The organism is Fundicoccus sp. Sow4_D5, from assembly GCF_052116365.1.
Taxonomy (GTDB): Bacteria; Bacillota; Bacilli; order Lactobacillales; family Aerococcaceae; genus Fundicoccus.
Map to the genome: position 1 here is coordinate 117793 of NZ_JBQKLF010000008.1, position 13048 is coordinate 130840.

The window sequence follows — 13048 nt, forward strand, 5'->3', positions numbered from 1 at the left end:
TAGATTATTATCAGTGTCTATTTGACCACATCTCAAGGAATGCGATAGAATGTAGACTATACAGCACTAGGAATAGAAGGGATTTATTTGAGAAAAAAAGCACTAAAGTTTCAGTTCACTAGTTGGATTTTTTTATTATCCGCCATTGCGGGTTTTATGAATGCTACATCTATAATCTTATTCTCGGCAACTAGTTCCCATCATACAGGTAATTTGACGCATGGTATGATTGTGTTGCTCGAAGGAAATTACGAGAAATTTATTCACTTGTTAATGATTTTACTCGCTTTTTTCCTGGGAAGTCTCTTGAGTGGCTTTTTGTTTCCAGCACAAGTATTTAAATTAACGCGTCGTTATGGGTATATTCAATTAGTCTCTGCCTTTGCGATTGCAGTTGCTAGCTTCGTACTTAAAGATCCATTGTGGTATTCTTTAGGCACTGCCATGATTTTAGGCCTTCAAAACGGCATGTTTGTCTATTATAAAGGTATGATTGTCAGGACGACCCATATGTCAGGAAATCTTACCGATGCCGGCTTAGCCATTGGAAGAAGCTTAGCAGGGAAACCCTCCGAACTCTGGAAAGCACGATTTCAATTGATGAATATTTCTTCTTTTGTAATGGGTGCTTTGGTAGGAGCGGTTTTATTACTCCGCACAGAGGTAAACATTTGGTTTGTGGCAAGCAGTCTCTATTTGGTGTCAGGTATCTTATACTTCTTGTTATATCACCACGTAAATTACCTCAAGCTAAGAAATGAACAATTAAAACTTAACGAACACTCCTTATTTGATTTTCTACTCAAGTAAGTAAATGAAATCATCCGAGACTACGAAATGTCATCTCGGATGATTTTGTATGAATACATTTATTTCCTCATAGGACTCATAGGCTGGTTAACTACTCTACTATGCATGAACGTTTTCCCATGACTTCAATAAGCGGATTTCCGTATATATGACGCCACCAGATTCATACTCGAATACGTCGCCTTCCTTAAAACCTGCTCTTTTATACAGTTCAATAGCCTTTGTATTCTCTACTTCTGCACTCGTATACAGTTTTAAGACCTGCGGATAACTTTCTTTGAAACATTTCAAAAATTGCTTTAAAGCTTGTTTCCCAAACCCACGATTCTGATAGGAGTCAGCAATCATAAAACGACTCATTGACCAGCCCTTTATTTCTTCATCGAAATCATACAAGATAAAACCAATCATTTGCGACTGATTATAAATTGCCAAAGGATATAGATTAGGTTCATAGGCAGCTTGAACTAAAGAATACTGATTGGGTGCTACGAACTTTTCTTGACTCTCATTAACCCTTAACTCTATACACTCGTTATAGTTTGATTGATCAATTGAACGGAATTCTATTGTCATTTTTTAGTACCTCTTAAGCATTCTTTCTGTCTTTTGTTATCAAACTATTTATTGATTATTTTGCTGTGATAAAATCCTTTATCTCTCATTACCTGAAATAGTCTGTTCGTTAATAAGTGTTTTTCCTTTAAACCCACACTGACAAAAGCTCGTTTCCCAAAAGAAGTTATCTCTTTCAATAGTATATTACATCCATCGCTTAGTATGAATGATAATAAATAAAAGGATATGGTATCACCCTAACAATACTATTGAATGGGTCCCTAATTTTCGTTCGGAATAGATTTTTATTACCTAGGCTGACAGTTTAACTAAACTTTCGCTTTCTCAATTATTTTATCAGATATAATTGTTCACTAACTATTGACATCTCCTTTCTTTTGCCTTATATTCAATTACAGACAAACAGAGTCTTTAATTAAGGGGGAAACAGTATGAAATATTCAAAAGCCACGAACTATGCGCTCCATTCGATGGTTCATTTAGCGATGGAAACAGATAATGAGGCTGTTCGAGTCGAAGATCTCGCTCAACTTCAAAATCTCTCACCAACCTATTTATCCAAGATTCTCACTAAACTAGCTAAAGCCAACTTGATTCTGTCGACGCCTGGTGTCAATGGTGGCTACCGCTTGCTAAAATCGCCTGAACAAGTAACTTTTCTGGAAATCATTCAAGCAATCGAAGGTCAAGATGCCCTACTCAACTGCACAATGACACTTGAAGGTAAAGGGCATCATCATGAGTGTCTGATTGAAAAAGCAATCGCCGATGCCGAAGATAAGATGCTTGAAGCCCTGTCACACAAGACAATTGCTGGAATTTTAGCACAAATGCCCGTTAAGGATTAGCTTATGGCTAATTTCCACCCCAATTACAGACAATCTGAGTCTTTAATAGAAAGCTATACGAGGAGGAAATAATATGTTCGATGTTGTGATTATCGGTGGCGGACCTGCAGGAATGAGTGCAGCTTTAGTTGCCGGAAGAGGTAAACAGAATGTGTTACTGATTGATGAAGAAAAACCACGAAATGCGGTGACAAAAGAATCGCACGCCTTCTTAACACGAGATGGAATTAAACCAGAAGATTTTAGAGAAAAAGGCAGACAGGATTTACTAAAATATCCTAGTATTTCAATTAAAAATGACCGCGTCCGAGCAATCGTAAAGTTAACTGATGACTCCTTTGAATTGACTACTCAGTCCGGTGTTAACATTCACACTAAAAATATTGTACTCGCCACTGGTTTAAAGGAAACACTTCCCGACGTAAAAAGCATTGAACATTATTATGGGACGAGTATTTTTTCTTGCCCATTCTGCGACGGTTGGGAGATGAAAGAACATTCTCTTATCCTCATCATCGAATCCATACAAGCATTTCACCTGACCAAATTATTAAAGAATTGGACTGATGATCTCGTCATAGCTACTAACGGAAACTATTTTTTAGAGAGTGAGCAGAAAGAAAATCTAGCACTAAATAATATTCGCCTTATCGAAGATAAAATCGTCGAACTAAAAGGTGATCAGGGTCAATTACAAAGCGTAACCTTCGAAAATGGCGAAGAACTAGTGCGAACAGGCGGTTTCTGTGCGACTGTATTAGATAATACACTGCCATTCATTGAACAACTAGGCATTGAAGTCAATGACTTCGGTTATATTACAACTGATATGATGGGACATACGAGTATCCCGGGTATTTATGCAGCTGGTGAAATCACAGGTCCTTCTCAATTAATCGTATCTGCCAGTCAAGGCCATATGGCTGGAATTGGCATTATTGCTGACAGCAGTGAAGCACATTTTCTAACTAAATAAGGAGTGACAGAAATGAATCCTATCGACAAATTCAACCAACTCGCAACACGCTATGATACACCATTAAACATTCAAATGGCACATTTAGCAGTAGAAGCGATCCGTCGTTTTAAAGACAAAGACAAGACAAAAACTGCAGCTGATTTAGGCTGCGGAACTGGGCTTATTGGGCTCGACTTATTAGACGACTTTGACTCCATGATCTTTGTTGATGGATCTAAGAATATGCTTAAAGCAGTAGAGACAAAATTAAGTCAAAGAGGCGCAACTAATGCGAGCGTTCTGCAATCGGATATGGAAAATGACTTACAACTTCCACGCAAAGTTGATACGCTCATCCTCTCTTTAGTTTTACACCATATAGCTAATCATCAAGAGCTCTTGTCCAAACTTTATAACAATTTAAATGACAATGGACAACTATTTATTATCGAAATGGAAAAGCAAGACCATAACCATCATGGCATAGATTGCTCTGAATTGGCTACTAACTTGTCAGCTATCGGTTTTCGAAACATTCAATCAGAATCTATTTATGATGCAGCAAAAGAAAATAATCACTATCATGCCTCACGTTTTATAATCAGCGCTAGAAAATAGAAAACTAGACAGAAAGCTTTTCTTTTTTAACAAAATATCACACAAAAACCGATCAAAATGGGATTCATTTCCACTTTGATCGGTTCTATTGTTACATCAACATGATTAGTGCAAAAAGTATTTAAAGAAGTTTATAATTACGTTAAACTTAAAATGATTCCTTAGTCTACTTACCAAGCAGGAATCAAAGCATTATCATAATGAGCTAATATGAATTCCGCTACATTGTCTTGCTGAAAAGCTTCAACAATTTTTAAGTATATTTCATTCTCTGCATCTTCTGTCCGTGCGACAATAATATTGATATAAGGTTGTAGATCTTCATTATCTGGATCAATGGCTAAAGCGAAAATCGCATCTTTAACTGGATTTAATCCAAAATCTATAGCCAAGTCACTATTCGTAATCCCTGCTGCCAAGTCAGGAAGTGCTTGAGGAATCAATGCCGGATCCGCTTCGACAATATCCAAATTCAAAGGGTTTTCAATAATATCCGTGATATCTGGCAAGAACCCTTTACTTGGATCTACCTTAATCAATCCTGCTCGGTCCAAAACAATCAAGGCGCGTCCCATATTGGTCACATTGTTGGGAATGGCAATTTGATCACCTTCAGACAGTTCAGATATATCACTAATGTTGTCTGAATAAATATTCATTGGGCTAATAATTGTATTCCCAATAGCAACTAATTCATAGCCTTTATCTGCAATTTCACTATTTAAAAATGCATTGTGTTGGAAGGCAGTTAAATCTAACTCGCCTTCTGCTTGTGCCTGGTTTGCATAAATCCCATCCATGAAACTAACTAATTCAATTTGAATAGCTTCGCCTAAATTTTCTTGGACTAGCTCCCATATAGGGTCAGTTGAGTCACCAATGACACCGACAGTAACCGTCGTTTGTGCACTTGCAGTTCCATTTACAGAAACACTTAAATATATTACCAAACCTAGTATCGCCAATAACTTCTTTAATTTATTCATCTTGTTTTTTCCTCCTTAATGACCTTTAGCGACCGCATGCTAGTCTTAATAACTAAAGCTTAAATCTGTCACGCCATCCAATGTCTTCGCATATTTCTCGCTAAAATAGCGTGCCATTGGTAAGTTTTGATCTAAATAGTTACCACAGTCACGAGCTGCTGCACCTGGAATTTCACCTTCATAGGTCGCACAGAAAGCAAATGTTTCTTTCAATAATCTTAACGTATCAGCAGGGTTAACTTGATCGGTCAGAATTAAATAAAAACCAGTCCGACAGCCCATTGGTCCGAAATATATAACTTCGTCTTTAAATTCCGCATGATTACGTAAAAAAGTAGCGGCTAAATGTTCAATCGTATGAATTTCTGCAGTATTCAAGACTGGTTCAAAGTTGGGAGCCGTAAAACGTAAATCATAAGACTTAATCACTTGCCCTCCGACTTGATCCTCACGTGATAAATATAAACCCGGTGTCAAATTTAAGTGATCTACTGTAAAACTTGCAATTTTTTCCATTAGTTATGTTCTCCTATCATTGTTAAAGTTATTGTTAAAAATAAGCGAATCCCCCACACTAAGGCGGATTCATCGAATGTAAATTGAGGATGATGTAAACCAAAATTGGCTTTAACCTCTCCAGAGTCGTTAGGTTCTGCTGCTCCGACCATTGTGAAAGCAACGGGTACTTTTTGAGCGTAAAAAGAAAAATCCTCACCAGCTAAAGTTGGTGTAAAAGGCTCGACAACCTTTCCATAATGCTTACTTAAATTTTCACTTAATTGCTTCACTAGGCGCTCGTCATTGATGAGTGGAGCGGACGGCGCATCCCCTGCTTGCAGACCATCAATCTCAAACGTCGCTTCAAACTCAAAGCCATAGAGCTTGGCATAGCTTTCAAGCGTTTCAATTATAATTTCTCTAATCTCTAATAGAAGCTGCTGATTTAATGTACGGATTGTGCCACCAAAGTTTAAATTATTGGGGATCACATTCGTTGCCTCACCTGAATGAATATAAGTGACAGAAAAAGTATGCGTCTCTAAAGGATTAATCTTGCGACTCAATTGTGTCTTAATCGATGACAATAAATTCAGACTCGCATTAATTGGATCAACCGTCTCATGTGGTCGACCAGCATGTCCGCCTCTACCTCTAATCGTAATATCAAACCAACTGCCGGCAGCCATAATGGGCCCACTCGCTAATTGATATTTGCCAACCTCTAATTCTGGCCATAGATGCAGCGCATAAGCTTCATCAATCGTTTCTAAAAACCCTGTTTTGATTAGTTCCCTTGCACCTGCCACTTCTTCAGCAGCTTGAAAGACAAACACGATGTCTCCTGATAGTCTATCCTGATAAGGCGCTAGTATAGCAAGCACGCTAAGCAAGATGGCAGTATGTCCATCATGGCCACAAGCATGCATCAAGCCAGGTTTCAGTGACTTAAAGGGTAGATCGGTCGCTTCCAAAACAGCTAAGGCATCGATATCTGCTCTCAACAAAATCCTTTTTCCAGGATATTTTCCTACTAATGTAGTTTGCACAGTTGTCGGCAGTAGTCTTTCCACCACGAGACGTTCATTAATTTGTTTGATGGCATGTTCAATGTAATTGGCGGTTTCAAATTCCTCATGGGCTTTCTCAGGATATTGATGTAAGTGACGCCGCCATTTGATTGTTTGTTCCCAAATAGCTTCAATTTCACTCTCAAATAAATCAGATTTATACATCATGTCTCGCCTCCTTTTAATGCATCGTCATCCCGCCGGTAACATTGATTGCTTGTCCCGTCATATAAGAGGATTCACCTCTCGTAAGAAATTCAATCACCCCTACCACGTCAGCCACTTCAGCGGTACGCCCCAATGGAACCTGTGAACAATCTTCTGCATAAACTTCTTCGGCAGTCATCCCTCGTAAAGCCCCACCTTCAATTCTTTCACGATATTTCATTGGCGTTTCGACAATCCCTGGACAGACCGCATTGACCAGAATATCGTTCTTAGCTAATTCTATCGCTGCCGTTTTGGTCAACCCAATCACCGCATGCTTAGAAGCCACATAAGAACTTAGACCACGGTAACCATTCTTACCTGCTTGAGAAGCAATATTAATGATGCGTCCTGGCAATTGTTGCTTAATTAGTGCTTTCGCTACTACTTTCATTAACTCACTCACCGCAAAGACATTAATCTTAAACGTGTCTTCCCAATCCTTCAATTTACTTTCAATCGTAAAATCCATTCTAGATATCCCAGCACAATTGATTAGCACAGTCGGCACACCGTGTTCAGCAATGACTTCTTCAATAGCTTCTGTGATATCATTGACATTCTTTAAATCGATTGCGACTTGGATTTCATTTGGACTTAAACTTTCCGCCTGACTATGTTGACGGTCTAAATTAATTACAAGATGCCCTTCTTTGATAAAATGCTCTACACACCCGCGACCAATTCCTGAATTCCCCCCAGTAACGAGGATCAATTGTTGCTTCATGATGCTCTGCCTCAATTCTCTTCTTTAAAGATTTCTCTGTTATTCTCCGGATCAAATATGCCTAAAAAGTATTTATCATCCAATTATGAAAGAGCAAGCTCGGACTGTTTATTGTTGAGTTCACAATAACACCTCTATTCCCTACGATTTTTTACTAATCAGTTCTCTATCAAATATTTCGACAGACAAAAAAACCGCCCCTTTGAATGCACCATTAATTGGACATACAAAGGGACGGTTCAACCGTGTTACCACCCTAATTTATAATAACCTCACAGCTATTATCTCAATAAGTGCCATTGATTAACATCAATGAGACCCGGCAATATAACGGTTGCACCCGTTCGAAAAGCGTTAACCTTTCGAAAACTCAGAGCTCATCTTCACTCATTCAATCCATACCCTTTCACACCATCCGGGCTCTCTTAAAAGGACTTCCTCAGTTACTCTTCTCTTCAAAGTAATAATGTTATTAGCTTAATTAAATTAAGATTAGTAATTGAATAAAATATTATCATTTGTCGTTCTGACTGTCAAGGACAAATAAATATATTCAACACAAATTACCACTAATGACTATTAGTGCAACTTTGAACGCTGTTTAAATATACTTTACAACATAAGCCACCAATTCTTCTAGAAAGGCTGTTGTTATCAATTTTGTTCGATTGCCGTCATGCGATTAGCACAACTTAGGTTTTTGATACCAAAGAACTATTTGGCATATTTTGTTTGATAAGTGGATTTACTCTTTTGTCATTAGTTTTGTACACTTCTCTTTTGACTATTTCTGCATATGACATTGTTAATATGAATATAAATTTCGTGACAATGGCTTGTTTCAAAAAAAGTTCAAATTCACGGATAATTCTTATTATAAATATTGATGCTTTCTTATTCTCCAACAGCTATACTATCGCTTCTCAGCTGATTGAGTAACACACGCCACATGTTTCTAGATCCAAGACTTAGTGTGATTTGATCAATTGAGTATTATGTTATTGTTTAAAATTATTCTCTTTCTAAGTCTAATTCTTCTGATTTATAGATAGTATATCCCTCATAATAATATGAGTGGTCAATACCTTTCATATACATTTCTCGATCATCAATTTTGTCAGTCAGTGCATTCTTTAATAGATGCTTAATTTCAATATCTTTAATTGGACTTCGTTCCATCGCTAGAAGGTAATCATCCTTATCAACTAGACTCCAGTTTACCACTTGTCCTAATTCCTTCTTAAAAATTAAATCTAACCAAATTCGCATACTACGACCATTACCTTCTCGAAAAGGATGTGCGATATTCATTTCAACATATTTTTCAACAATCTCATTAAAAGTAGTTTGAGGCATTTTTTCGATATTTTTTAAAGCAACTTCTAAATACATGATAGGTGCAAATCTAAAATTTCCTTTTGTAATATTAACGAGTCGTGTTTGACCAGCAAATTCAAAAACATCACCAAATAAAAGTTGGTGAATCGTGTATAAAGAGTTTACCTCTCCTAGCTTTAACTGATTCAATAAACCACTATCAAATAGTTATATTGGCTTGGTTTTACTAATCATTTCTTCCACTCTTGCTAATTCTACAGAATCAGATATACCTAATATATTTTCTAATACCAAAACTCGCCCTCCTTTTATTTATAGAATCATTAGTATTCTTCAATTATACTAAAAGATCAGCCTTCTGAATATTATAAACATATCCCAAAAGCTGACTTAACAATGATTTACTCTTTAATCTTTTCCATCAGCTATACTATTGCTTCGCAGCAGAGAGAGTAACTCACTCCGTTCGAACTCTCTCAAGTAATACTACACACTCCACATGGTTTAAATGTGAATTATCCTCTAAAATACTCATGCTCAATTCCAATTAACTTGCTTCCTTTAAAATTAAATTGTACTAGCCAAGGTATAATTCCTTTAATTTTATTGAAGTCTTCAAATGAAAATTTCCCAGTATAATGATTTATTATCGTAAAGAGAGATGTTCCGTGACTTCCAACAACAATTGATTGTCCCACGTGAATCTCTAACAAATTCTCAAGAGCAGTGACATTCTTTAGTGCAACTTCATTTAAATTCTCACCATCTGAAAACTTATAATTGAAATTTTCCCATTGTTCTTTAGATAACTCATCAAAATTTTCAATCCACTGTTCAGTAACTTTCCGTTCCCTAAAGTCCTCAACAGTAATTATATTCAACATTTTTTGATTTGATAATGGTTGTATCGTATCTATTGAGCGTTTATAAGGACTGAATACATAGCAGCAAGTTCTATATTTTTAAAGTAATCGATAATTTATTGACGGTCAGATAGCCCTTTCGGAGAAAGTTCTCTCGTAAAATTATTATGATTATCTAGATTCGATTCGGCATGACGAATAAAATATACAGTGGTTGTCATATTTACACCCTTTTCATGTACTTATTAGATTTTTCAAAACATAAAACAAAATATTGTCACAATTATAAATCAAAAGAAAAACCCATAACTCTACTCCAGTGTCATGGGCTATTTGAATCCGTCTTTCATACTTCCATTTCAATGCCAGATTTAAAGCATATGACAAAGCGGTCATCATAAACAGTAACATTCTGGATAATCTTCCTTACAAGGGTATCATTATATCTCAGAGTACGGTATTTGTTATTGCGGATTAATTCTATCAGCTCGTTGATCCTCTCATTCTCACCATTCAAGGATGCTTCTTCAATAAGGACTGTGCTTTTGTAAAAAGGATGACAGCAATGACAGCTGAAAATGCCTCTCTCTTTAGTAAGGCTGTCATGTGGCACCGATTTTTAATTATTTTGGAATAATGTAGGACGTGATTCCCTTGATTTTGGCCGTTTTGCTAGCGCCGGTAAAATTATACACATAGCAAAAATCATAATTTACTTCAGTGCCGATTACTTTTCCATGCACTGATGCCACTCTTCCGTGAGTAATAAAATCGTGAAGGATTAATTCGGTGATTTTGCCTTTGTGATATTCGGCCGTCCTAATGAGGATGGCTTTCTTTCCTTCGATTGTGGCCTCTCCAATAATTTCCCAAGTGATTTTATCAGACATATTTTCTTCTAAAATAGCTTCGTCATTGGTTACAAAAGCGAGATTGAAATCTTTCAGAATTTGCTTTCTCGGAGCATTGTCGCATCCGTCAGGCATCGAAAGTTTGATGTTTTTAGTCATACTTGCCTCCTTTAGTGTTTAAATTAGCGTGTTATTTTCCATTGCGATCCATCTTGCATTCTGCGTAAATAGCCCTGACTTCTTTCAAGTCTAGAGTTGTGAGCTATTTACGTTCTTACTTATCTTTCTTTTCCAACAAAGCCAAACACTCTACAAATATTAAATACATCGTATTAATGTTGATTGATAAGTAGAGATGGTGTTTTAATTTTTGCTTGTATTCCTTTTATCTTTTCTAAAGTCGTCTCTTGCTTCATATCAATTTAATCAAAACCTCAATAAAGATAGCCCTTCTTTTATGTAGAAAATCCGTGACAGTAGACTTGTTTCAATTAACAAGTTCATCATCACGGATAGCTCTTATTACTAATATTGATATTTTCTTATTTCCCAACCTTTTCCATCAATACTATACACTCCACATGGGACGAGTTGATACAATTGATGTATTTGCGAATTTTAACAAAAGGCTCGTATGTGGAAATATGTCGACTATTTCGTACGTTCGTGGGAACATATCCACCAATCGTACCGTTTACGAAAAAGGCACTCTTGCTAGGAGTGCCCTCAATCATAAAAATCGGTGTAATTAATAGTCTTTTTTCTTTACCGGAATCCAGATTTCGCTTCGATACTTTGGATTTCCAGTGTCTGGACTCTCGTTCCACAAAATTTCTGGACCTTCAGTTAACTGAACTGTATACAACAATAACAGCATCTTGTTTTCATTTCAAGTATTTCTAAATAGTCTCCTTTGCTTACATACATCACTCTAAACATCCCCTAAGTCAAGTATATCTAGTTATTTTGACACCCGCATAAATTTATTGACACCCCGCTATTGGAATGACACCCCTAAAATAAAAAAATCTAGCTTTCTTATTCGCTAGAGTCACCTTGATTCATATTCAAATTTCAAAGCCCTTTATTTCAAGCACTTTTCACCCTATTAGGTGTAGGTAATTATATCCATTTGAGTAGAGTCATATCTCCTCCATGCAATAAGGGAAACTTTCTTATATAAATATTCTCATTCTCTGGGAAGTGTATTTCCCCATTATCCATTTCCCAGTTTCAACCCTCTCATATTATTGCTATGTTTTCACTTATCCCTATATCACCACACAAAAAAACAAGGCCTATTCCAAACTATCGATAACATTGAACGATAGATTTTGAATAAGCCTTTGACTTGTTTTTATTAAATTGTCAGAGCTCACAGACTTTATCATATATACTAATCTTACCTGAGCTATACTTGTTTGTTTTGCTCACAAAATATCACCGTCTTAAAGTTGAATTTTTTTTAATTCACTTTATCCGCCAATTCGGTAATAGAATCCTACAGTGTTTGTAATTATGGTTCTATCAAAGACTTTTATCCAACAGCTCCAACCCATAATTTTCTATTTGTCCATTTACCGCTGAATCAATCCACTCAATAATGTTCTTCTCATTTCCTAATGAATCGAATGGGTCTCCATTAAGTATGGTATGCTGTGTGTTTTGAGTTTTAGGATCTTCTTTTAAACTCCAAATATAAATACCTATTCCTGGAATGTCCTCTTGTAATTGTCCTACCATTGTCTTCAAATGAGATTGGTATTGGTCTCCTAATTCTTTCGTATTCGCCATTTTCCCACTATCTATATAGGATTGATACTGGAGCAGTGTATCATCCCTGTATGAAGAATCAAACAAAATTTTAACTCTATCGCCTCTTTTTTGATAAAGTGCATTCAAGCTATCCAACACTATATTATTTCCTTTTAAAGGTTCTGAAATCTTTTCAGGTGATTTCCACAAGTTCACAGCTGTTTTATTCCAATCATCATATAAGATTAATGCTGAATCAACTGCAACAGTCACATTGTTAGCAGATGGAAATCTATCTATCACATCATCTGCTAATAAGGATGTTGCAAACGCTCCTGCTGAAAATCCTGTAACTAGCAATGTATCTGGTTCATCAATGTACTTTTTAGCCTCATTAACAAAGTTGGAATAGTTTGTATACCCTTGATGATAAACTGTTTTTTCTTTTCCATCTTCAGTATAGGTATACTCTCCTGTTCCCGTATGAAAATCTCCAGAAGCATAGGGTATCACCAAAAAAGACCAATCTTTGAATGGATTTTTATCGCTATCAGACCCAATTCCTAATTGAGCAACAAAATCCTGTCCCATCATGTTGGTAGCAAAAAATTCTTTGCCCCCTTTTGAAGTCTCATCATTAATACTTACGCCACCACCGAAGAAATAGACAACGATTTTATTTTCAGTTCCTTTTCTAAAAATCCCATGCCACTCGCTCCCATCGGAGGATTTTGTCCCCTCAGGTGTAACACGATACCATTTACCTATTTCTGGATCCCCCGTTAATTCAGGGAATGATTTGAGAAATGTCATCTTCAATGTAATAAATACGGCTAAAAGTAGTACTATAATGATTGAAAAAATTATACCTACTATTTTAAACTTTCGTTTTTTCTTTTTTTTCAAAATGGCTTCCATACTAATTCTCCTTGAAATCTAG

General features: G+C 36.4%; 13 protein-coding genes, 1 pseudogene and 1 other annotated feature. Of the genes and pseudogenes, 4 read left to right on the top strand and 10 right to left on the bottom strand.

The features are described from left to right. Positions 1-87 precede the first annotated feature (87 nt). Positions 88-810, top strand: coding sequence for a YoaK family protein (locus ACTQ45_RS10015; RefSeq protein ID WP_441752418.1), 723 nt, complete (start codon positions 88-90; stop codon positions 808-810). 99 nt (positions 811-909) lie between these two features. Here the strand turns inward: ACTQ45_RS10015 and ACTQ45_RS10020 are convergent, their stop codons facing one another. Further along, complete coding sequence (locus ACTQ45_RS10020; protein ID WP_441752419.1) at positions 910-1386, bottom strand: GNAT family N-acetyltransferase; 477 nt, start codon at positions 1384-1386, stop codon at positions 910-912. A 434-nt stretch (positions 1387-1820) separates the two neighbouring features. Here ACTQ45_RS10020 and ACTQ45_RS10025 point away from each other — a divergent pair, with 434 nt between their 5' ends. From ACTQ45_RS10025 to ACTQ45_RS10035, 3 genes are all read left to right on the top strand, one after another. Then, positions 1821-2237 carry an Rrf2 family transcriptional regulator gene (locus ACTQ45_RS10025; RefSeq protein WP_441752420.1) on the top strand — a complete coding sequence of 139 codons (417 nt, stop codon included), beginning with the start codon at positions 1821-1823 and terminating at the stop codon, positions 2235-2237. Positions 2238-2310: 73 nt separating this feature from the next. Further along, the gene (locus tag ACTQ45_RS10030) at positions 2311-3213 is read left to right on the top strand and encodes an NAD(P)/FAD-dependent oxidoreductase (protein ID WP_441763595.1); all 903 of its coding nucleotides are present in this window, start codon (positions 2311-2313) and stop codon (positions 3211-3213) included. 12 nt (positions 3214-3225) lie between these two features. Continuing rightward, positions 3226-3813 (top strand): class I SAM-dependent DNA methyltransferase, encoded by a 588-nt coding sequence (locus ACTQ45_RS10035; RefSeq protein WP_441763596.1) that lies wholly within the window; start codon positions 3226-3228, stop codon positions 3811-3813. A 170-nt stretch (positions 3814-3983) separates the two neighbouring features. Here the strand turns inward: ACTQ45_RS10035 and ACTQ45_RS10040 are convergent, their stop codons facing one another. The 9 genes and pseudogenes from ACTQ45_RS10040 to ACTQ45_RS10080 form a co-directional block, all read right to left on the bottom strand. Beyond that, a complete protein-coding gene (locus ACTQ45_RS10040) occupies positions 3984-4799 on the bottom strand; it encodes a MetQ/NlpA family ABC transporter substrate-binding protein (RefSeq protein ID WP_441763597.1) in 816 nt (271 codons plus the stop codon). A 45-nt stretch (positions 4800-4844) separates the two neighbouring features. Then, positions 4845-5315, bottom strand: coding sequence for an S-ribosylhomocysteine lyase (locus ACTQ45_RS10045; RefSeq protein ID WP_441763598.1), 471 nt, complete (start codon positions 5313-5315; stop codon positions 4845-4847). Then, positions 5315-6535: a M20 metallopeptidase family protein gene (locus ACTQ45_RS10050; RefSeq protein WP_441763599.1), complete on the bottom strand. Its 1221-nt coding sequence runs from the start codon at positions 6533-6535 to the stop codon at positions 5315-5317. Before ACTQ45_RS10050 ends, ACTQ45_RS10045 begins: the two co-directional genes overlap by 1 nt. Positions 6536-6548: 13 nt before the next feature. Beyond that, positions 6549-7301 carry an SDR family NAD(P)-dependent oxidoreductase gene (locus ACTQ45_RS10055; RefSeq protein ID WP_441752426.1) on the bottom strand — a complete coding sequence of 251 codons (753 nt, stop codon included), beginning with the start codon at positions 7299-7301 and terminating at the stop codon, positions 6549-6551. A gap of 227 nt (positions 7302-7528) precedes the next feature. After that, positions 7529-7769 (bottom strand) — a binding site (T-box leader). Positions 7770-8312: 543 nt separating this feature from the next. Then, a pseudogene (gene fic, locus ACTQ45_RS10060) lies at positions 8313-8933 on the bottom strand (protein adenylyltransferase Fic). A 221-nt stretch (positions 8934-9154) separates the two neighbouring features. Then, positions 9155-9523 carry a histidine phosphatase family protein gene (locus ACTQ45_RS10065; protein WP_441763600.1) on the bottom strand — a complete coding sequence of 123 codons (369 nt, stop codon included), beginning with the start codon at positions 9521-9523 and terminating at the stop codon, positions 9155-9157. Positions 9524-10125: 602 nt separating this feature from the next. Next, positions 10126-10512 (bottom strand): hypothetical protein, encoded by a 387-nt coding sequence (locus ACTQ45_RS10070; RefSeq protein ID WP_441763601.1) that lies wholly within the window; start codon positions 10510-10512, stop codon positions 10126-10128. A 589-nt stretch (positions 10513-11101) separates the two neighbouring features. After that, positions 11102-11230, bottom strand: coding sequence for a hypothetical protein (locus ACTQ45_RS10075; protein ID WP_441763602.1), 129 nt, complete (start codon positions 11228-11230; stop codon positions 11102-11104). Between the two features lie 650 nt (positions 11231-11880). Further along, positions 11881-13026: a pectin acetylesterase-family hydrolase gene (locus ACTQ45_RS10080; protein WP_441763603.1), complete on the bottom strand. Its 1146-nt coding sequence runs from the start codon at positions 13024-13026 to the stop codon at positions 11881-11883. Between the last annotated feature and the right edge of the window lie 22 nt (positions 13027-13048).

Coding starts and splice junctions, on each gene's coding strand:
- ACTQ45_RS10020 (WP_441752419.1), bottom strand. CDS start 1,386: ATGACAATAGAATTCCGTTCAATTGATCAATCAAACTATAACGAGTGT.
- ACTQ45_RS10025 (WP_441752420.1), top strand. CDS start 1,821: ATGAAATATTCAAAAGCCACGAACTATGCGCTCCATTCGATGGTTCAT.
- ACTQ45_RS10030 (WP_441763595.1), top strand. CDS start 2,311: ATGTTCGATGTTGTGATTATCGGTGGCGGACCTGCAGGAATGAGTGCA.
- ACTQ45_RS10035 (WP_441763596.1), top strand. CDS start 3,226: ATGAATCCTATCGACAAATTCAACCAACTCGCAACACGCTATGATACA.
- ACTQ45_RS10040 (WP_441763597.1), bottom strand. CDS start 4,799: ATGAATAAATTAAAGAAGTTATTGGCGATACTAGGTTTGGTAATATAT.
- ACTQ45_RS10045 (WP_441763598.1), bottom strand. CDS start 5,315: ATGGAAAAAATTGCAAGTTTTACAGTAGATCACTTAAATTTGACACCG.
- ACTQ45_RS10050 (WP_441763599.1), bottom strand. CDS start 6,535: ATGATGTATAAATCTGATTTATTTGAGAGTGAAATTGAAGCTATTTGG.
- ACTQ45_RS10055 (WP_441752426.1), bottom strand. CDS start 7,301: ATGAAGCAACAATTGATCCTCGTTACTGGGGGGAATTCAGGAATTGGT.
- ACTQ45_RS10065 (WP_441763600.1), bottom strand. CDS start 9,523: ATGTTGAATATAATTACTGTTGAGGACTTTAGGGAACGGAAAGTTACT.
- ACTQ45_RS10070 (WP_441763601.1), bottom strand. CDS start 10,512: ATGACTAAAAACATCAAACTTTCGATGCCTGACGGATGCGACAATGCT.
- ACTQ45_RS10075 (WP_441763602.1), bottom strand. CDS start 11,230: ATGCTGTTATTGTTGTATACAGTTCAGTTAACTGAAGGTCCAGAAATT.
- ACTQ45_RS10080 (WP_441763603.1), bottom strand. CDS start 13,026: ATGGAAGCCATTTTGAAAAAAAAGAAAAAACGAAAGTTTAAAATAGTA.